This window comes from Streptomyces sp. NPDC057280 (genome assembly GCF_042668605.1).
GTDB lineage: Bacteria > Actinomycetota > Actinomycetes > Streptomycetales > Streptomycetaceae > Streptomyces.
On record NZ_JBHUYR010000001.1, the window covers coordinates 1469060 to 1489640 of the forward strand.

A 20581-nucleotide genomic window follows, 5' to 3' on the forward strand; every position below is an offset into this window, starting at 1 on the left:
GGGGGGGGGGGGGGGTCTTTTGCGGCGGGGTGGGGGGGGGGGGGGGGGGGGGGGGGCCCGCCCGCGGGGGGGGGGGGGGGGGGGGCGCCCCCCCCGGGGGGGGGGGGGGCCCCCCGGCGGGGGGGGCCCCCACGACCACCGACGTGGCCACCAGGCCGTCCCGGACGGTCCAGCGCCCTTCGAAGACACCCCGCCGCCGCCCGCCCAGGACCGGTCCGGGGACGAGCAGTTCGGCGCGCAGCCGACCACGGGGGACCTCGCCGGGGTCGGCGAGGATCTCGATGTCGGCCTCGGCGAAGTCGAGCCAGGTGCCGGTGAGCGGGAACCACGCCTTGTAGACGGACTCCTTGGCGCTGAACAGCAGCCGGTCCCAGTGGACGCCGGGCCGGCTCTCGGCGAGCCGGCGCAGTCTGATCCGCTCGCCGGGCAGCGACACACTCTCGAGGACGCCGTCCGGGAGCGGTCCGTGCGGTTCGGCGTCGATGCCCAGCGAGGCGAGGTCGGCCGCGCGGACGAGGGCGGCGGCGCAGTAGCCGTCGCAGTGGGTCATGCTGCCGGTCAGGCCGGCGGGCCACTGCGGGGCGCCGCGCTCGCCGGGCAGCACCGGCTGCGGGGGGACGCCGAGCTTCTCCATCGCCCGCCGGGCACAGGACCGTACGAGGGCGAACTCGCGGCGGCGCTTGGCGACGGACTGCGCGACGAGCGCGGCCTCCTCGGGGTACAGCGTGATGGTGTCCGCCTCGGCCTGGCCGAAGGTCTCCACGGCCACCACGGAGGCCGGCAGCAGGTCCTCGATCACAGCGCGCCGACCTCCCCGGGCGCGATGCGGCGCAGCCGTCCCGGCGGCTCCGGACGCTTGCGCCACTCGCGCGGGTAGCCCACCGACACCTCTTCGAAGCGGACCCCGTCGAGCCAGGTGGTACGGGGGATGTGGAGATGGCCGTAGACCATGGTCTCGACGCGGAACCGGCGGTGCCAGTCGGCGGTCAGGGTGGTGCCGCACCACATGGCGAACTCGGGGTGCCACAGGACGTCCGTGGGGTGCCGGTCCAGCGGGTAGTGGTTGACCAGGACGGTGGGCAGATCGTCCGGCAGCGACTCCAGCCGGCGCTCGGTCTCGGCGACCCGGGCGCGGCACCAGTCCTCGCGGCTCGGATGGGGGTCGGGATGCAGCAGGTGTTCGTCGGTGCAGACGATGCCGGTGCCGTACGCGTACTCCAGGCCCTGTTCCTTGGTCGTGCAGCCGGTGGGCAGGAAGGAGTAGTCGTAGAGGAGGAAGAGCGGGGCGACGGCGACCGGGCCGCCGGGGCCCTCCCAGACGGGGTAGGGGTCCTCGGGGGTGAGGACGCCGATCTCGCGGCAGACCTCGACGAGGTGCTCGTAGCGGGCGACGCCGCGCAGGGTGACCGGGTCGCTGGGGTGGGTCCACAGTTCGTGGTTGCCGGGAGCCCAGATCACCTTGCGGAAGCGGCCGGCGAGGGTTTCCAGCGCCCAGCGGATCGCCTCGACGGTCTCCGCGACGTCACCGGCGACGAGCAGCCAGTCGTCGTCCGTCTCCGGGCGCATCGCCTCCACCAGGGCGCGGTTCTCGGGGTAGCCGATGTGCAGGTCGCTGATGGCCAGCAGTTGTGCGGCGCCACCGGCCCTCGACGTCACGTCCCGCCCCCTCCGTGCGCCCGGATACGACCAGGACAGGATATGCGGGCGCCGCCGGGAGAGTGGTTCAAGATCGAAAAATCCGTAACACGCACGTTGCACGCGAGGGCCCCGGCAGGCCGTATGATCGCCCCAACACCACCGCCATGAACTTCCCTTCTTACAGGGCGGTTTGGTGTCCCTAAAAACCACCCTGGCCGGGCGCGGCCTGCTTCGCCGTGCCCGAAAACCCCGAAAGGCGGCCTGCATGATCTCTCGCGTACGCGTCTGGCTCAACCGCACGTACGCGGAGAACGTGTTCTTCATGGATCAGCTGCGGAAAAATCCCAGCGATCGCGCCGTCGAGATCCATGCCACGCACGGCGACGCGGACTCCCCCGTACTGGCCGCCGCCGACACGGCGGACCTGGAGCCGGAGGGCCTCTCCCCCGCCGGGTACGTGGAGTACGCGCTCGACCAGTGCCAGCGCCGCGGCATCGACGTCTTCGTGCCCCGGCTGCACCAGTCGGCGATCGTGGCGCACCGGGCCGAGTTCGAGGCGGTGGGGACGGCACTGCTGGCGCCGCCGCCGGAGGCCGTGGCCGTCTTCGAGGACAAGGTGATCGCCTACGAGGCCGTGCAGGCGATCGGGGTACCGGTGCCGCCGTGGTTCCGGGTGCGGTCCGCCGACGAACTCGTCGCGGCGGTCGAGGAGTTGGAGGCTGACGGCCACAAGGCGTGCTTCAAGCCGGCGTCCGGTGCGGGCGGGGTGGGCTTCCGCGTGATCACGCGCGCCCCCTTCTCGCTCGTTCACCTCAACGGCTTTCCCAGCCCGTACGTCCCGCTGGACGTCGTCGTCGAGGCCTTGCGGCAGGCCGACGAGGCGGTGGACTGGCTGGTGATGCCGCGCCTCGAGCAGCCGGAGGTGTCGGTGGACTGCCTCACGGGGCCCGACAACCGGATCCGGCTGGCGGTGGGCCGTACGAAGAACGGGCGCCGGCGCGGGTTCACGCTGCACGAGCAGTGGCTGGAGCCGGCGCGGTTGATCGCGGAGGGGTTCGGGCTGCACTACCTGTCCAACATCCAGTTCCGGATGTTCGGGGACCGGCCTGTTCTCATGGACGTCAACACGCGTCCAGCTGGGGGTTTGCACCAGCTGTCGCTGTGCGGGGTCAACGCGCCCTGGGCCGCTGTGCAGTTGGCGCTGGGTGAGGACCCGGGGGAGATGGTGCCGCCGTTCCTGGGTCAGGACTACACGGTGGTGTCCGGGCCGAGGCCGTTGCGGGCCGTTTCACTGCCGCAGCAGAGGGCTTTGGAGCCGTTGCCCGCGGTGCCGGCGCCGGTGATGGCGGAGCCGGTTGCCACCGAGGCCGCGGCTTCTGTACTGCCGCTTTAGGTCTGTCGCCGGGTGCGGGTTGTCTGTGGCTGATCGCGCAGTTCCCCGCGCCCCTGGGTATCTCACCCCACCGGTATGGACCAATTCTCGTCAGTCATCTTGACAGGCGGATTGGTCCATACCAACTTTGTTGCGCACCCCCCTGCACTCCCGAACACCCCCATTCCTTCAGGGAGATCGCGTGCGCAACAAAGCCAGGCGTCCCAGACATCGTCTCCTCGCCCTTCTCGCCACCGCCGGGCTCGCGCTCACCGGAGCCGTCGCTCTGCCCGGTACCGCTCAGGCGGCGAACATCCTGACCAACCCCGGCTTCGAGTCGGGCAGCGTCTCGCCCTGGTCCTGTACCGGGAACCTCGGCTCGGTCGTCTCCTCCCCCGTGCACAGTGGCTCCAAGGCCCTTGCGGGGGCGGTGAGTTCGAGTGACAACGCCAAGTGCAGCCAGACCGTGGCCGTGAAGCCGAACACCGCCTACACGCTCAGCGGCTGGGTGCGTGGCAGCTACGTCTACCTCGGCGTGGACGGCGGTGCCTCCACCTGGACGTCGTCGCCGTCGGCGTACGCCCAGCTCAGCGTCAACTTCACCACCGGCGCCTCGCAGACCAGCGCCACGATCTACACCCACGGCTGGTACGCGCAGGGCACCTACTACGCCGACGACATCAGCCTCGACGGACCCGGTGGCGGCGGCGGTTCGGACACGCAGGCGCCGACCGCGCCGACCAGTCTGCGGTCCACGGCGAAGACCTCCTCCACCGTGTCGCTGGCCTGGAACGCCTCGACCGACAACGTCGGCGTGACGGCGTACGACATCTACAGCGGCTCCAACCAGGTGCTGAGCGTCTCGGGTACGACGGCCACCGTGAGCGGGCTCTCCGCCAGTACCGCCTACACCTTCACCGTGAAGGCCCGGGACGCGGCCGGCAACACCTCGGCGGCCTCCAACTCCGTGAGCGTCACGACCGACGCGGGCGGCGGGGGCGGCACCGGGTTCAAGCAGGCCGCGCCTTACCTGTACGAGGGCTGGGGCGATCCGCCCAGTGTGTCGACGGTGATGAGTTCGACCGGCATCAAGTGGTTCACGATGGCGTTCATGCTGGACGGCGGCGGCTGCAACCCCATGTGGGACAGCGCCCGGCCGCTGACCGGCGGGGTCGACCAGTCGGTGATCAACCAGATCCGCTCAGCGGGCGGGGACATCGTGCCCTCGTTCGGCGGCTGGCAGGGCAGCAAGCTGGGCGCCAACTGCTCCTCCGCCAGTGCGCTCGTCGCCGCGCTGCAGAAGGTGATCGACGCCTACTCGCTCAAGGCGATCGACATGGACATCGAGAACACGGACGAGTTCGAGAACGAGGCCGTGCAGGCGAGGATCCTCACCGCGCTGAAGACGGTCAAGGCCAACAACCCCGGCCTGAAGACCATCGTCACCTTCGGCACCTCGACCACCGGACCGACCTACTACGGCAACCGGCTGATCGAGCAGGCCAAGTCCATCGGCGCCGACATCGACGTCTTCACCATCATGCCGTTCGACTTCGGCGGCGGCTCCGACATGTACGGCAACACCGTGAACGCCACGGAGGGGCTGAAGGCCAAGCTGAAGTCCACCTTCGGCTGGGACGACGCCACCGCCTACGCCCACATCGGCATCTCGGGCATGAACGGGCTCTCCGACCAGCAGGAGAACACGACCCCGGCGATCTGGACCCAGATCCGGGACTGGGCGAACTCGCACCACATCGCCCGGCTCGCGTTCTGGTCGGTCAACCGCGACCGGCCCTGCCCGGGCGGCGGCGTGGTCAGCAACTGCTCCGGCATCAGCCAGAACAACTGGCAGTTCACCTCGATCACGGCCGGTTTCACCGGCTGAGCGGGCGGTCCTGCCGGTCCCGCAACCAACGGTGCCTGCCGGTCCCTGAACCGGCAGGCACCGCCGCGGTGTCAGAACCGGCCCGAACCCCGGTACAGCTCCGACTCCCCGTCCAGTTCGACCTTGAGGACGGTGGCGTACGGGTCGAGGTCCGCCGCGGCCGGCGGGTCGATCCACACGATGCCCACGGCCTCGTGCAGGCCGCCCACCTTGCGGTGGCCCAGTTCCGTGCCGGTGCCGAGGACGGTGACCTTGCGGACCGGGGTGACCAGTCCGCGCAGGCCGATCTCGGCGCGCGGCGCGTCGAAGAGGACCAGGTACAGCGTCCGGCCGTCCGCGGAGAGGGTGCTGGGACCGTAGTGGTGCCCGGCGGGCAGTCCGCGCCGGGTGCCGTACACCGCCTCGGCGTGCTTCCCGATCCACTCCCCCAGTCCTTCGAGCCGCTCCACCTGCGGCTGCGGGATGCTGCCGTCCTCCATCGGGCCGACGTCGAGCAGCAGGTTGCCGCCCCCGCCGATGGTCTCGGTGAAGTAGCGGATCAGCTGGGCGAGCGACTTGTGGTTGTGGTCCTGGTGCTGGTAACCCCACGAGTCGTTGATCGTCAGGCACAACTCCCAGGGCCCGTCCGGCGGTTCGATGGGCGCGCCCTGTTCGGGGGTGGCGTAGTCGCCCTCGCTGAGCATGCGGGCGTTGAACACGACGTCCGGCACGTACGACCGTATGAGCGCGGCCAGTTCCGGGATGCGCCACTGCTCCTCGCTGCGGTCCCACTCGCCGTCGAACCACATCAGGTCCGGCCGGTAGCGGGAGGCCAGTTCGCGGATCTGGCCGTCGCGGTAGGCGATGAAACGCTCCCAGGCCTCCAGGTCCTCGTCCTCGGCGGCCACCTCGGAGTAGCGGTTGTCCTCCTGCTCCGGCGGGCGGCCCGGCTTGCGCGTGGAGGCGTAGTCCGGGTGGTTCCAGTCGGAGTGGGAGTAGTAGAAGCCGACCTTGAGGTTCTTCTCGCGCAGGGCCTCGGCGTAGGGGCCGACATAGTCCTTGCCGAGGTTGAGGTCGCCGAACCCGGTGTCCCACAGGGCGACTCCGTCGTGGTGACGGGTCGTCAGCACGGCGTACCTGGCGCCCGCGCGGGCGAACAGGTCGGCCCACGCGCGCGGGTCGTACCTGGCGCCGGTGAAGCGCTCCAGCTGGGACATGTACCGGTCGTGCGGGACGATGTCGTCGTAGAACGACCAGGACTCCTGGACGCCGTCGACGGCGTAGATGCCCCAGTGCACGAAGATCCCCAACTTGGCGTCGGTGAACCACGGTTGCATCGGCATCGGTCACCCCCTCTGCAGGCGGAGCGTCAGGATCTGGAAGGGCCGCAGCACGACGGAGACGGCTGTGTCGGTGACGTCGGCGGCCTCCAGGGGGCGCTCCAGCAGGTCGGTGACCTCGGCTCCCGCAAGCGGGAAGCCGGTCCGCAGCCGCCCCTGCGCACGGCCGCCGCGCGACTCGTACAGCCGCACCACCACGTCACCCGACCCGTCGTCGGCGAGCTTGACGGCCTCGACGGTGATGCCGTCGCCGTCGACCGAGACGACCGGCTCGGGCGCGCCCGCCGCGTCGGCCACCCGGAGCGGCAGGTTGAGGGCGTAGCCCTCGGCGACCGCGTCCTCGATGCTCGCGCCGGGCAGCAGCGCGTAGGTGAAGCGGTGCTTGCCCTGGTCCGCCTCCGGGTCCGGGATGCGCGGGGCGCGGACCAGGCTGAGGCTGACCTTGGTCGTCGTGCCGCCGTCCTCGCGGACCGTGCGGGTGACGTCGTGGCCGTACGTCGAGTCGTTGATGACGGCGACGCCGTAGCCGGGTTCGCCGACGTGCACCCAGCGGTGGCCGGAGACCTCGAAGCGGGCCGCTTCCCAGCTGGTGTTGGTGTGGGTGGGGCGCTGGATGTGGCCGAACTGGATCTCGGCGGAGGAGTGCGCGGCGCGGACATCCACCGGGAAGCCGGCTTTGAGGATCTTCTCGGCCTCGTGCCAGTCGATCTCGGTCTCGAAGTCGATGCGGGGGCTGCCGGCGCGCAGGGTGATGGTCTGGACGAGCTTGGAGCCCTTGCCGAAGTCGCGCGTGACGCGGACCGCACCGAGCAGCGGGTCGTCCGAGACGACCTCGACCGCCGAGGCCTCCAGGAGGTCCGTGTACCGGTTGCGGTAGTGCTTGTCGATGTCCCAGGCGTCCCAGTAGTTCGGGAGGTCGGTGTGCAGGCGCAGGAGGTTGCCCGCCTCGGCGAGGACTTCACGCTGAGCCCGCAGGTCGTACACGGACGACAGCGTGCCGTCCTCCGCCACCTCCACCCGCACCAGGCCGTTGTCGAGGACCCGGCCCTCGACCGTCACCGGCTGCGCGGGCTCGGACGGCGTCACGGCTGCGCTGCCGTTGGCGGGCACCGACACGTAGGCCAGGGAGCCCTCGGCCGTACGGATCACCTCGGCGCGCTGGTACGGGCTGGTGTTGAAGACCCGCGCGCTGCCGCCGCCCAGGGCCGCGACCGCCTCCGCCGTCAGCGCCTCCAACTCCTCGGCGACGCGGGCGTATTCGGCCTCCGCCTCACGGTGCACCCAGGCGATCGAGGAGCCCGGCAGGATGTCGTGGAACTGGTGGAGCAGGACCGTCTTCCACAGCCGGTCCAGCTTGTCGTACGGGTAGGTGTAGTCCGGCGCGTGCAGCGCGGCCGTCGTCGCCCACAACTCGGCCTCGCGCAGCTTGTGTTCGCTGCGCCGGTTGCCCTGCTTGGTGCGGGCCTGGGAGGTGTAGGTGGCGCGGTGCAGCTCAAGGTAGAGCTCGCCGTGCCAGACGGGGGCGTCCTCGTACTCGGCGCGGGCCTTGGCGAAGAACTCGTCGGGGTGCTCGACGACGACCTTGGGCGAGCCCTCCAAGTCGGCGAGACGGCGGGCGCGTTCCATGATCTCGCGGGTGGGGCCGCCACCGCCGTCGCCCCAGCCGAAGGGGGCGAGCGAGCGCGTACCGGCGCCCTTCTCGGCGTAGTTGCGGACGGCGCGGTCCATCTCCTCGCCGGAGAAGCGGGCGTTGTAGGTGTCGACGGGCGGGAAGTGGGTGAAGATGCGGGTGCCGTCGATGCCCTCCCACCAGAAGGTGTGGTGGGGGAACTTGTTGGTCTGGTTCCAGGAGATCTTCTGGGTGAGGAACCAGTCGTTGCCGGCGAGCTTGGCGAGCTGCGGGTAGGCGGCGTTGTACCCGAAGGAGTCCGGCAGCCAGACGCCCTTGGTCTCGATGCCGAAGTGCTCGATGAAGAACCGCTTGCCGTGGATGAGCTGGCGGGCGATGGCCTCGCCGCCGGGCAGGTTTCCGTCGGACTCGACCCACATGCCGCCGACCGGCGCCCACTGGCCCTTCTTCACGGACTCCTGGATGCGGGCCCAGACGTGCGGGTAGTTGTCGCGGACCCACTCGTACTGCTGGGCCTGGGAGCAGGCGAAGATGAAGTCGTCGTACTCGTCGGCGAGCGAGGTGACGTTGGAGAAGGTGCGGGACGTCTTGCGCTTGGTCTCGCGGATGGGCCAGAGCCACGCGGAGTCGATGTGGGCGTGACCCACGCCGGAGATGACGTGGGCGCTGGCGTGGGCGGGCTTGGCGAGGACGGGGGCCAGCACCTCGCGGACGGCCGCCGCGCTGCCGGAGATGTCGTCCAGGTCGAGGACGTCCATGGCCCGGTCGAGGGCGTGCATGATCTCGTGGCGGCGCGGCTCGTGGTCGCCGAGGTGGTTCATGACGCCGAGCAGCACCTGGATGTCCAGGTCGAGGTGCCAGACCTCCTCGTCGAGGACGGCGATGTCGGCGCGCTGGAAGGTGTAGAGCGGCTTGTCGCCCGCCGTCAGCACATCGCCCAGCAGGGTGGGCTGGGAGAAGTTGTTCGCCAGGATGTCGGGGTTGGAGGCGGCCTCGACCAGGTAGTCGATCCGCTCGCCGCCGGTGGCCGGGTTGGCGATCGGGACGTACTGGTTGAGCGGGTTGACCGCCTTCAGGGGGCGCCCGTCGGGCAGGTGGACCAGGGCTTCGGCCTGGTTGCCGGGCCAGTCGCCGACGAAGCCGAGGTCGATGACCGCCTCGACCCGCTTCCCGGCGAACGCGGCGGGCACCTCGCCGCGCATCCGGAACCAGGTGGTGCCCCACGGCGGGCCCCAGGGGGTGTTCATGGCGAAGGGCTCGTAGCGGGCGGCCGCGGCCTCCTCGAAGGAGACCGGCTCCCCGGGCGCCTGCCACGCCTCGACCTCGAAGGGGACGGTGGCGGCGTAGATCGCGGGCTTGATGCGCTGGGTGTGGAGGCGCTCTACGCGCTCCTCGATCCGTCGGCGTTCGTCGTGCATGGAGAGCTCCAGGGAGGAGGAAGAGAAGGGGTCGGCGGAGGCGGCGGGGACACGCGCTTGGAAAGCGCTTACCGGCAGGTGTTCACCTAAGGTACGCCAGGCCTGGATGGACCTCGCGATAGCCCTCCACCAGCCGCCGGGCGACGTTCACGGAGTCCACGAGCGGGTGCAGCGCGAAGGCCTTCACGGCGGTCTGGCGGGAGCCGGACCCGGCCGCGGCGAGCACCTCGCGCTCGACCGCCTTGACCGCGCAGACCAGGCCGGTGGCATGGTCGGGCAGCGGGGCGACGGTGACCGGGTGGGCGCCGTTGGCGTCCACGAGGCAGGGGACCTCGATCACGGCATCGTTGTCGAGCACCGCGAGGGTGCTCTGGTTGCGGACGTTGAGGATCAGGGTGGTGCGCTCGTCGCGGGCGATGGCCCGCATCAGGGCGAGGGCGACCTTCTCGTAGCCGCCGGAGAGGTCGTCGGCGTCGCGCTCGCCCGCGCCGGCGGTCTCGCGGTTCTCGGACATGTAGGTGGCCTCGCGCTCGGCGCGGGTGCGGTCCCAGACGTCCAGTGCCTTCGCACCGGGGGCGCCGACCTCGTCGTAGAAGCGGGCCTGCTGGTCGTGGAGGAAGGCGCCGCGGGTCTTCTCGGCCTGCTGGTAGGCGCGGACGGCCTCGCGGTTGAAGTAGTAGTAGTGCAGGTATTCGTTGGGGATCGCGCCGAGGGCCTGGAGCCAGTCGACGCCGAAGAGCTTGCCCTCCTCGAAGGAGCCGAGGAGCTCCGGGTCGGCGAGCAGGCGCGGGAGCTCGTCGCGGCCGGCCACACGCAGTCCGCGGACCCAGCCGAGGTGGTTGAGGCCGACGTAGTCGATCCAGGCCTCGCGCGGGTCGGCGCCGAGCACGCGCGCGATACGGCGGCCGAGGCCGACCGGCGAGTCGCAGATGCCGATGACGCGGTCGCCGAGGTGGCGGGACATGGCCTCGGTGACGAGGCCTGCCGGGTTGGTGAAGTTGATGACCCAGGCGTCGGGCGCGAGGCGGGCGACGCGCCGGGCGATGTCGACGGCGACCGGGACCGTGCGCAGGCCGTAGGCGATGCCGCCCGCGCCGACCGTCTCCTGGCCGAGGACGCCCTCGGCGAGGGCCACCCGCTCGTCGTTGGCGCGGCCTTCGAGGCCGCCCACCCGGATCGCCGAGAAGATGAAGTCGGCGCCGCGCAGGGCCTCGTCGAGGTCGGTCGTGGCGGTCACCACGGGGGCGTCCGGGACTGCCGCGGCCTGCTCGGCGAGGACCCGGGTCACCGCGGTGAGCCGGCCGGCGTCCAGGTCGTGCAGGACGACCTCGGTCACCCGCCCTTCGCCGCGGTCGCCCAGCAGCGCCCCGTACACGAGCGGCACACGGAACCCGCCGCCGCCCAGAATCGTCAGCTTCACGTTTGAGCCTTTCCTACCGGCACCACCTCGACCCCGGCCTCCTCCAGGGAGGCCCGCGTCGCCGGGTCCACCGGCGCGTTCGTCACCACCACGTCCAGGTCCTCGGGACCGCAGACCTTCGCCATCCCCGTACCCGGGAACTTCGCCGCGTCGGCGAGCAGCACCACCTTGTCGCTCGCCTTGATCATGGCGCGTTTGACCGGCACCTCGACAACCGTCGTGTCCATCACCTGCCCGCCGGGGCGCACTCCACTGGTGCCGAGGAAGAGCCAGTCCGCGTGCAGCTGGCGCAGGTTGTCCTCGGTGAGGAAGCCGACCAGGGAGCGGTACTCGCGGCGGACCATGCCGCCGAGCAGGACCAGCTCGATGCCCTCGTCGTCGGCGAGCTCCTCGTAGACCACCAGGTTGCTGGTGATCACCGTGAGACGGCGGCCGTGCAACTGGCGGGCGAGGCGGTAGGCGGTGGTGCCGATGTCGAGGAGGACCGACTGGCCGTCCCGGACCATGGCCGCCGCATGAGCGGCTATGGCGTCCTTCTCGGCCACCCTGACCTCGGCGACCTCGGCGAAGGGCTGGTCGCCCTCCTCGGCGCGGGCGCCGCCGTGGACCCGGGTGAGCAGCCCGTCCTCCTCCAGTTTGACCAGGTCACGCCGGATGGTGGCGGGGCTCACACCGAGCTGCTCGGAGAGGTCGGTCACAGCCGCGGGGCCGCCCGAGCGCAGGGCCCGCAGGATGAGTTGATGTCGTCGTTCCGCCAGCATGCCGTGAACAGTACTCGTCATCTTCAATCATTTCCATGCTCAGTTCTGCTCGGGTATTGACCAATCGTGCGGAGCGGCGCACGATTCCGGTCATCGAAATTGACGAGTTTTGACGAGAGGTGCCGAGTGTGGATGACGACAGGCCCGACGTACTCCTGACCGGGCTGCTCTTCTACGACCTCGTCCTCACGGGGCTCGGAAAGCCGCCGACGCCGGGCGAGGAGATCTGGACCGGCGGCATGGGCTGCGGCCCCGGCGGCATCGCGAACCTCGCGGTGGCCGCCTCCCGCTTCGGCCTGCGCACCTCGCTCGCCACGGTCTTCGGCGACGACTTCTACGGCGAGTACTGCCGGGACGTGCTGTGCGACCAGGAGGACATCGACCTCGCGCTCTCCCGCACCGCGGACGGCTGGCCCACCCCCGTCACCGTCTCGCTGGCCCAGGGCCACGACCGGGCCCTCGTCACCCACGGCTCCGAGCCGCCCTTCTCGCAGGACGCGCTGATGGGCGACCCGCCCGAGGCGCGCACCGCCCTCGTCCACCTGGAGGCCGAGCCCCGCGAGTGGATCGCCAAGGCCGCCGCGAACGGCACCCACATCTACGCCGACGTCGGCTGGGACCCCACCCAGCAGTGGTCCACCGACCTCCTGGACCAGCTCAAGCTGTGCCACGCCTTCCTCCCCAACGAGGCCGAGGCGATGGCCTACACCCGCACCGACAGCGCACGGGCGGCGCTCGGCACGCTCTCCGAGCTGGTGCCGGTGGCCGTCGTCACGCGCGGCGGTGACGGCGCCGTCGCGGTCGACCAGACGACGGGCGAGTACGCGGAAGTCCCCGCCCTCGACATCGATGTCCTGGACGCCACCGGCGCCGGCGACGTGTTCGGCGCGAGCTTCGTCGCCGCCTCGCTCGGCGGCTGGCCGCTTCAGGAGCGGCTGCGCTTCGCGGTCCTCGCGGCCGGGCTCTCCGTCCAGCGGCCCGGTGGCGCACTGGCGGCTCCCGGCTGGTACGGCGTCGACCGCTGGTGGCGCTCCCTGACCGACCCCGACCTGAAGTCGGCGTACGGCTTCCTGGCGGACCGGCTCCCGGACGATCCCGGGCCACCGGTCGCGTACGCCCCCGTGACCCCACCCGCACGGCAGACCTGACTCCCCCCACGCCCCGTCCCCTTCCCTGCGAAGTCCCGAAAAGATCCGAAAGGCGGTGGGAGCTGTGCGGCTCTCACGAAGAGGCCTGCTCCGCGCGGGCCTGGCCGGTACGGCCGCCACGGCGCTCGGCGGCCTGGCGTCCGGCTGTGCCGTTCCGACCGGCTCCACCGGCCGGAACATGGTCCTGTGGTACTGGAGCGGCGGTCTGAGCGACACCGTCGTGAAGAACGCCAAGGCCCGCTACGACCGCTCGGTCGACCTCCAGGCCATCCAGATCGGCGGCCAGTACCGCTCGAAGCTGATCACGACCATCACCGGCCGGGCCCACATCCCCGACATCGCGGGGCTCAAGGGCGAGGACATGGCCGCGTACCTCCCCAACGCGGACCAGTTCATCGATCTGCGGACGCTCGGCGCGGAGAAGTACAGGAGCCAGTACCTGTCCTGGAAGTGGGACCAGGGCATCGCCGACGACGGCACGATGGTCGGCTTCCCGATCGACTGCGGGCCGGTCGCGCACTTCTACCAGTACGACATCTTCCAGAAGGCCGGACTGCCGTACGAACCGGCGGACGTGTCCCGCGAGTTGAACACCTGGGAGAACTTCTTCGCCGCGGGTGAGCAGCTCAAGAAGCGGCTCCCGGGGACCATGCTCCTCACCGACGTCAACTCCGTCTTCGAGAACGTCGTCCAGCAGGGCTCCAAGCGGTACGTCGACAAGGACCGCCACTTCATCGGCGACCAGGAACATGTGCGCCACGCCTGGGCGCTCGCCGTGGAGGCCAAGCGCCGCGGCATCGTCTCCGACCTCGTGAACGGCACCCCGGACCAGCTGTCGGCCAAGCAGGAGGGCAAGCTGCCGAGCGAACTGGGGGCCTCCTGGGCGGCGTTCGACATCAAGAACGGTGTGCCGAAGACCAAAGGCCGGTACCGGGTCGCCGACATGCCGGTGCGGCCCGCGAACAACGGCGGCTCGTTCCTGTCGATCACCAAGGAGTGCCGGGAGCCCGAGCAGGCCTTCCGGATCATCACCTGGATGCTCAACGCGCCCAACCAGGCCCAGGGTTACGTCGACGCGGGCCTCTTCCCCTCCACGCCCGCCTCCTACGGCCTGAAGCAGATGCAGGAGCCGGACCCCTTCTTCGGCGGCCAGGTCACCACCGACGTCTTCGGACCGGCCGCACAGAAGATCGCGGTCGCCTACAACAGCCCGTTCGACGTCGCTCTCGGGCAGCCCATCAAGGACGAGATCAAGAACGTCGGCGTCCTCGGCAAGGACCCGAAGAAGGCCTGGAGTGACGCCATGAGCAAATGCCGTCGCATCGCGAAGCACCTGGGGGTGAGCTACTGATGGCCGTCCTCGAACAGACCCCGCCGGCAGTGGCGCAACCGTCCATGACCAAGCCCAGAAGCGGCTTCCGCAAGTACTGGCATCTCTACGCCGCGATCTCCCCCTTCTACCTGATCTTCCTCGCCTTCGGCCTCTTCCCCGTCGGCTTCTCGCTCTACCTGTCCTTCCACCGCTGGGACGGCCTCGGCTCGATGGAGTGGGCCGGGCTCTCGCAGTACCAGTACCTGCTGAGCGACAGCGACTTCTGGAACTCGATCGGCAACACGGTCATCATCTGGGCGCTGGCCACCTTCCCCATGATCTTCCTGGCGATGGTCACGGCCGTGATGCTCAACTCGGCGGTCCGGTTCAAGGGCCTGTACCGCGTCGCGTACTTCCTCCCGAACGTCACCTCGGTCGTCGCCATCGCGATCGTCTTCGGGTCGATCTTCTCCACCAACAACGGCGTCGTGAACGCCGTGCTGCACGGGGTCGGACTCGACCAGGTGGCCTGGCTGAACACCCCATGGGGCATCAAGGTCACCATCGCCGCGCTCATGACCTGGCAGTGGACCGGCTACAACGCGATCATCTTCCTCGCGGGCCTCCAGACCATCCCGAGCGATCTCTACGAGGCCGCCCGCATGGACGGCGCCGGTCCGGTCCAGACCTTCTTCCGGATCACACTGCCGCTGCTGCGGCCGACGCTGCTCTTCGTCCTGGTCGTCTCGACGGTCACCGGCCTGCAGAGCTTCTCCGAACCGCAGGTGCTGCTCCAGACCTCGTCCAACGACTCAACGTTCGCGGGCGGTCCGGGCCACTCCGGCCAGACGATGGTCCTCTACTTCTTCCAGCAGACCTTCGACAACAACGACTTCGGGTACGGCGCCGCCGTGGCGTGGGGCATCTTCCTCGTCGTCGTCCTCTTCTCGATCATCAACTGGCGCCTCGTGCAGCGCCGGGGCGACTAGGAAGGGCCCGCCATGTCTTCCATCAAGGGGTCCCGCCGCAGAGGGATCGCGCTGCACCTCCCGCTGATCCTCGGCACGATCGTCTCGGCCTTCCCGTTCTACTGGGCCGTGATCATGTCGACGCACAGCTCGACCGAGATCTTCTCCTACCCGCCCAAGCTGCTGCCGGGCACGCACTTCCTCGAGAACGTCCGCCATCTCTTCGACGCCGTCGACTTCTTCGGGTCGATGTGGAACTCGCTGATCGTCGCGGTGTCGGTGACCTTCCTGGTCCTGCTCTTCGACTCGCTCGCAGCGTTCGTCTTCGCCAAGTTCGAGTTCCCAGGAAAGAACGTCCTGTTCGGGCTGCTGATGGTCATCTTCATGGTGCCGGCGCAGCTGTCCGTCATCCCGCAGTTCGTGATCATGGCCAAGATCGGCTGGATCGGCTCGATGACCGCGCTCATCGTGCCGGCCGCGGCCAACGCTTTCGGCATCTTCTGGATGCGCCAGTACATGAAGTCCGCCATCCACGACGAGCTCCTCGACGCCTCCAAGCTCGACGGCGCGAACTTCCTTCGCCAGTACTGGCACGTGGCGCTCCCGGTGGTCCGCCCCGGTCTCGCCTTCCTCGGCATCTTCACCTTCATGGGCCAGTGGAACGACTTCGCCTGGCCCCTGATCGCCCTCACCAACCCCGACAACGTGACCTTGCAGGTCGCCCTGTCCCAGCTCAACGGCACCCACGGCACCACGGACTACGGCATCGTGATGACGGGCGCGCTGCTCGCCCTCATCCCGCTGCTGATCGTGTTCGCGGTCGGCGCCAAGCAGATCATCGGCGACCTCGCGAAGGGAGCCGTCCGCGGATGAACCGCGATCCGCTCGACCCGCTCATCGCCCTGCGTCCCTGGGAGGCACCCGAGGTGACCTCCTGGGGGCGGCTCCCCATGAACGCCGTCGACCGGCGCTCCGGATCACTCCCCCTGGACGGCGACTGGCGCTTTCAGCTGCTGTCCGGTCCGGACGCGCCGGTCGGCGGTTCCTGGTCGTCGGCCCACGTCCCGGGCGTCTGGACGACGCAGGGCACGGACGACCTGCCGCAGTACCTGAACGTCCGGATGCCGTTCGCGGAGTTCCCGCCGTCCACACCCGCGGCGAACCCGACGGGCGTGTACGAGCGTGAAGTGACCGTCCCGGCCGAGTGGGCCGGACGCCGGATCGTCCTCCAGGTCGGCGCCGCCGAGAGCGTGCTCCTCGTCCATGTCGACGGGCATCCGGTCGGCATCTCCAAGGACTCCCACCTGGCGTCCGAGTTCGACCTGACGGGCCTGATCGCGCCCGGTTCGGCCGGCGTGCTGCGTCTCACGGTCGTCAAGTGGTCCGACGCCTCGCACATCGAGGACCAGGACCAGTGGTGGCACGGCGGGATCACCCGCTCGGTGCGGCTGTACGCCACGGACCCGCTGCATCTCGCGGACGTGACCGTACGGGCCGCGCACGGCGGCGAGCTGCGGGTCGACTGCCGGGTACGGGACGCGGACGGCCCGCTGCCCGCGGGGTGGTACGTCAGCGGGGACCTCGACGGCCTCCCGCTGACGCAGGACACGGAGTTCGACCGCCTGAACACCGAGGACGAGCGCGTCTCCGACTTCCTCGGCGAGGCGCGCATGCGGACCGTCGTGCCCGACGTGCGCACCTGGAACGCCGAGACGCCCGAGCTGTACGGCCTGACGGTCCGACTGCACCGCGCGGACGGCACGGTCGCCGACACGTCGTCCCACCGCATCGGCTTCCGTGACGTCGAGATCGTGGGGCGGGACCTGCTGGTCAACGGCGAGCGGATCTACGTCCGGGGCGTCAACCGCCACGACTTCCACCCGCTGACCGGGCGGACGGTGTCGTACGACGACATGCGCGCGGACCTGATCCTGCTGAAGCGCTTCGGGTTCAACGCGATCCGCACCGCCCACTACCCGAACGACCCCGCTCTGTACGACCTGGCCGACGAGCTCGGCTTCTACGTCGTCGACGAGGCCGACATCGAGTCGCACGACCACGCCCACGAGATCGCCGACGACCCGCGCTATCTGAACGCCTTCGTCGACCGCGTCTCGCGGATGGTGCTGCGCGACAAGAACCACCCCTCGGTGATCATCTGGTCCCTCGGCAACGAGTCCGACTACGGCGCCAACCACGACGCCGCGGCGGGCTGGGTGCGCCGGCACGATCCGACGCGGCCGGTCCAGTACGAGGGCGCGGCCAAGCTGGGCTGGGCGGAGCCGGGGGTGGCCTCCGACATCGCCTGTCCGATGTACGCGCCGCTGGAGGACTGCGTGGCCCACGCGCTGTCCGGCGAGCAGACCAAGCCGCTCATCCAGTGCGAGTACTCGCACGCCATGGGCAACAGCAACGGCACGCTGGCCGACCATTGGGCCGCCATCGAGTCCACCCCGGGTCTTCAGGGCGGGTTCATCTGGGAGTTCTGGGACCACGGAATCCTTCAACGCGTGAGCGACGGAAGACCGGTCGGGCGTGGGGGCGCCGGGCTCTATGACAACGGTGTCGCCGCGCCCGGGTACCGCTGGGCGTACGGCGGCGACTTCGGCGAACGCCTCCACGACGGGGCGTTCATCGCGGACGGCGTGGTGTTCCCGGACCGCACGCCCAAGCCGGTGATGTACGAGCACCGCGAGATCGCGGCGCCGGTCCGGATCGAGGCCTACCGGCACGAGGGCATCGTGCTCGGCAACCATCAGCACTTCCGGGGTCTGGACTGGCTGTCCGGCGAGTGGGAGCTGTCCTTGGCCGACGGCCGGGTGCTGACGGCGCCGGCCGAGCTGCCCGACCTGCGGCCGGGGCAGACCGCGGCCGTACCACTGCCCTTCGCGCTGCCGGGGGACGGCGGGGAGGCGTGGCTGACGCTGCGGATCACCACCGCGCGGGAGGAGGCGTGGGCGCCCGCGGGGACCGTGGTGTGTCTGCCGCAGGTGCGGTTGCGGGCGGCGGGCGCGGTGCCTGAGGGCTTGACGAACCGTTTCTCCGCAGCACCTGTCGAAGTGGACGCCGACGGTCTGCTCGTCCACCCGGTCCTCACCACCGCCCCCACGCTGTCCCTGTGGCGGGCGCCCACCGACAACGACGAGCTGGGCGGCATGGCGCCGCGCTGGCGGTCCTGGGGTCTTGACGCCCTAGTCCGCAAGGTCGTCGACGTGCGCCGGGACGGGGACCAGGTCACCGTGCTCGCCGAGTACGCCGCCGAGGTCGGTGTCGTACGGCATGTGCAGGTTTTCACGCCGGTCGAGGGCGGGGTGCGGATCGAGGAGTCGGCCGAGCTGCCGGACGCGCTCGCCGATGTGGCGCGGGTGGGCTCGGTGTTCGAGACGGTGCCGGGGCTCGACCTGATGGAGTGGTTCGGGCCCGGGCCGTGGGAGTCGTACCCCGACCGCCGCACCGCGCCCGTCGGCCACCACGCGGTGCCGGTGGACCAGTTGTTCACCCCCTATCTGCGGCCTCAGGAGAGCGGCGGCCGCAACGGCGTACGGCACTTCCGGCTGTCGGCGCCGGACGCCACCGGGCTCGCGGTCGCGCTCGACGGGCCGCGGCAGGTGTCGGTGACGCGCCACCGGGCCGAGGACCTCACGTCCGTCACCCACCACGACCAACTGGTCCCGCGTCCCGGGTGCGTCGTGCACATCGACGCGGCCCACCGGGGACTCGGCACGGCGTCGTGCGGCCCCGACACCTTCCCGTCCTATCTCGTCGCGCCGGGTGTCCACCGCTGGAGCTGGACCCTGCGCGCGCTCTGAACTCCCTCTTCCTTTCGCCTTCCTGGGCATTCCCTTTCTCTTTCTCACGGAGCACACGTGTGCACTTTGCCTGAACACGGGGCCGAGCATGCCCAGGCGGGCGCCGGACGGCGCAGCTTCCTGCGGGCCACCGCGCTGCTCGGCGCCGCCGCCACGGCCGGGGTCGCGCTGCCGACCGCGGCCGAAGCCGCCCCCGAAGCCGCAGCCGGGTCGCATTGGCGACCGGACACCCACAGCCGCCGCTTCACGCTGGCGGTCATGCCGGACACGCAGTACCTCTTCGACGGACCGAGCATCGACAAGGCACCCGTCGAGGCCTCCCTGCGCTATCTGCTGGAGCACGGCAGGAAGGAGAACATCGTCTTCCTGTCCCACCTCGGTGATCTCACGCAGAACGGGGCGAGTGCCGAAGTCGCCGCGATCAGCCAGGCGTTCGGGCTGCTCGACCGGCGCGGGGTCGGCTACAGCGTCCTCGCCGGCAACCACGACGTGAAGTCGTCGACCACCGACCAGCGCGGGGCGACGCCCTATCTGGACGCGTTCGGCCCCGACCGCTTCAAGGGGAAGCCCACGTTCGGCGGTGCCTCCGCAGACGGCTACAACTCCTTCCACCTCTTCAAGGCCGCGGGCCGGGAGTGGATGGTGCTGGCGCTGGACTGGCGGCTGTCGGACCAGGGCTACGCCTGGGCGAAGGCCGTGCTGGCCGCCCACCCGAAGACGCCGGTCATCCTCACCACCCACGAACTGGTCGTCGAGGACGACACCCTGTCCCCGTACGGGCAGCAGCTGTGGGACCGGCTGGTCGCGGACCACGACCAGATCTTCCTCACCCTCAACGGCCACTACTGGCCCGCCGCCCGCGCAACGCGCAAGAACGCGGCCGGACATGACGTCCACCTCCATCTGACGAACTACCAGAACCGTTACTTCGGCGGCGCCGCGATGATCCGGCTCTACCGCTTCGACCTCGACCGGAACGTCATCGACGTCGAGACCGTCTCGCCGTGGATCCTGGGCCGGGCCGGGAAGGGGCTCAACGAGCTGGAGCGGCAGGAGATCGAACTCAGCGGTGACGCCGACCGGTTCACGGTCGACCTCGACTTCGCCGACCGCTTCTCCGGCTTCGCGCCGGTTCCTGCCCGGCCGGCGCGTCCGGCGTCGCGCATGCTGATCCCGGGCACGGTGGCCTACTGGCGGTTCGACAGCGCGGTGACGGACACGGTCCGCGACCTGTCCGGACGCGGCAACGACCTCGCTGTCGTCACGGTCGGCGGCGGCACCCTCGGCTGGTCCGCCGACCACCATCCGGACCAACCCGGCCACGGCAGCCTGGAGTTCCAGGGCTACAAGTCACCGCTGAAGGGCGCGTATCTGCGCACGGTCGACGGCGCCCCGCTCAACTCGGCGACCTTCAAGGCGGGTTACACCATCGAGGCGTTCTACCGCCTCCCCGCCGACTGGGACCCCGACCACCACGCCTGGTCCGGCGTCGTCAGCCGGACCGGTACGGGCGGCGCCGCCGGAAAGACCGCCGACGACCCCGACGAGCCGCTGGCCACGCTGTCCCTCTCCAACGACCGTGAGCCGCAGTGGGCGATGCGCCCGCTGAACCAGGAGGGCATCGCCACCAACTGGGGCCAGGAGACGCCACTGGAGACCTGGTGGCACCTCGCCGTCGTCAACGACGGCCGGCACACCACCCTCTACGTCGAGGGCTGCCCGGTCGTCCGCAACCCGAAGGCGACCGCGACCGGCATCACCTCCGTGGGCCTGCCGTGGCTGCTCGGCGGCTACGAGTACGGCGGGAAGATCGACCAGATCCTGCACGGCCGCCTCGGCGACGTCCGCGTCGTCGAACGGGCCCTGCCCGTCACGTCCTTCATGAACCACTGACCTGT

Annotated in this window: 13 protein-coding genes and 1 pseudogene; 8 read left to right on the top strand and 6 right to left on the bottom strand. The window is 70.3% G+C overall.

What is annotated here, in order from left to right; translation table 11 throughout:
• Positions 1-130: 130 nt before the first annotated feature.
• Both ACFUO4_RS06785 and ACFUO4_RS06790 read right to left on the bottom strand, forming a co-directional pair.
• A pseudogene (locus ACFUO4_RS06785) lies at positions 131-799 on the bottom strand (4'-phosphopantetheinyl transferase); the annotation flags it as partial.
• Positions 796-1656, bottom strand: a complete 861-nt coding sequence (locus ACFUO4_RS06790; protein WP_079307699.1) for a metallophosphoesterase — start codon at positions 1654-1656, stop codon at positions 796-798. The pseudogene ACFUO4_RS06785 and the gene ACFUO4_RS06790, both read right to left, overlap by 4 nt.
• A gap of 247 nt (positions 1657-1903) precedes the next feature.
• Between ACFUO4_RS06790 and ACFUO4_RS06795 the strand changes: the two genes are divergently transcribed.
• Positions 1904-3031, top strand: a complete 1128-nt coding sequence (locus ACFUO4_RS06795; protein ID WP_079307701.1) for an ATP-grasp domain-containing protein — start codon at positions 1904-1906, stop codon at positions 3029-3031.
• Between the two features lie 181 nt (positions 3032-3212).
• Complete coding sequence (locus tag ACFUO4_RS06800) at positions 3213-4898, top strand: carbohydrate binding domain-containing protein (protein WP_383480536.1); 1686 nt, start codon at positions 3213-3215, stop codon at positions 4896-4898.
• 71 nt (positions 4899-4969) lie between these two features.
• Here ACFUO4_RS06800 and ACFUO4_RS06805 read toward each other — a convergent pair whose 3' ends face one another.
• The 4 genes from ACFUO4_RS06805 to ACFUO4_RS06820 form a co-directional block, all read right to left on the bottom strand.
• Positions 4970-6220, bottom strand: a complete 1251-nt coding sequence (locus ACFUO4_RS06805; protein ID WP_383480538.1) for an alpha-L-fucosidase — start codon at positions 6218-6220, stop codon at positions 4970-4972.
• A 3-nt stretch (positions 6221-6223) separates the two neighbouring features.
• A complete protein-coding gene (locus ACFUO4_RS06810; protein ID WP_383480540.1) occupies positions 6224-9265 on the bottom strand; it encodes an alpha-mannosidase in 3042 nt (1013 codons plus the stop codon).
• Positions 9266-9347: 82 nt separating this feature from the next.
• Positions 9348-10685, bottom strand: a complete 1338-nt coding sequence (locus ACFUO4_RS06815; protein WP_383480542.1) for a 6-phospho-beta-glucosidase — start codon at positions 10683-10685, stop codon at positions 9348-9350.
• Positions 10682-11446: a DeoR/GlpR family DNA-binding transcription regulator gene (locus ACFUO4_RS06820; RefSeq protein WP_383482341.1), complete on the bottom strand. Its 765-nt coding sequence runs from the start codon at positions 11444-11446 to the stop codon at positions 10682-10684. The genes ACFUO4_RS06815 and ACFUO4_RS06820 overlap by 4 nt, the downstream gene beginning before the upstream one ends.
• A gap of 128 nt (positions 11447-11574) precedes the next feature.
• On the opposite strand from ACFUO4_RS06820, the gene ACFUO4_RS06825 reads away from it, so the two are divergent.
• The 6 genes from ACFUO4_RS06825 to ACFUO4_RS06850 all read left to right on the top strand — a co-directional run bounded on the left by ACFUO4_RS06825 (position 11575) and on the right by ACFUO4_RS06850 (position 20576).
• Positions 11575-12594, top strand: coding sequence for a carbohydrate kinase family protein (locus ACFUO4_RS06825; RefSeq protein WP_383480544.1), 1020 nt, complete (start codon positions 11575-11577; stop codon positions 12592-12594).
• A gap of 64 nt (positions 12595-12658) precedes the next feature.
• Positions 12659-13945: an ABC transporter substrate-binding protein gene (locus tag ACFUO4_RS06830; protein ID WP_079307709.1), complete on the top strand. Its 1287-nt coding sequence runs from the start codon at positions 12659-12661 to the stop codon at positions 13943-13945.
• Positions 13945-14895: a carbohydrate ABC transporter permease gene (locus ACFUO4_RS06835; protein WP_079307711.1), complete on the top strand. Its 951-nt coding sequence runs from the start codon at positions 13945-13947 to the stop codon at positions 14893-14895. Before ACFUO4_RS06830 ends, ACFUO4_RS06835 begins: the two co-directional genes overlap by 1 nt.
• 12 nt (positions 14896-14907) lie before the next feature.
• Complete coding sequence (locus ACFUO4_RS06840) at positions 14908-15747, top strand: carbohydrate ABC transporter permease (protein WP_079307713.1); 840 nt, start codon at positions 14908-14910, stop codon at positions 15745-15747.
• Positions 15744-18683: a glycoside hydrolase family 2 TIM barrel-domain containing protein gene (locus ACFUO4_RS06845; RefSeq protein WP_383480547.1), complete on the top strand. Its 2940-nt coding sequence runs from the start codon at positions 15744-15746 to the stop codon at positions 18681-18683. The genes ACFUO4_RS06840 and ACFUO4_RS06845 overlap by 4 nt, the downstream gene beginning before the upstream one ends.
• A 57-nt stretch (positions 18684-18740) precedes the next feature.
• The gene (locus tag ACFUO4_RS06850; RefSeq protein WP_383480549.1) at positions 18741-20576 is read left to right on the top strand and encodes a LamG-like jellyroll fold domain-containing protein; all 1836 of its coding nucleotides are present in this window, start codon (positions 18741-18743) and stop codon (positions 20574-20576) included.
• Positions 20577-20581: the final 5 nt, after the last annotated feature.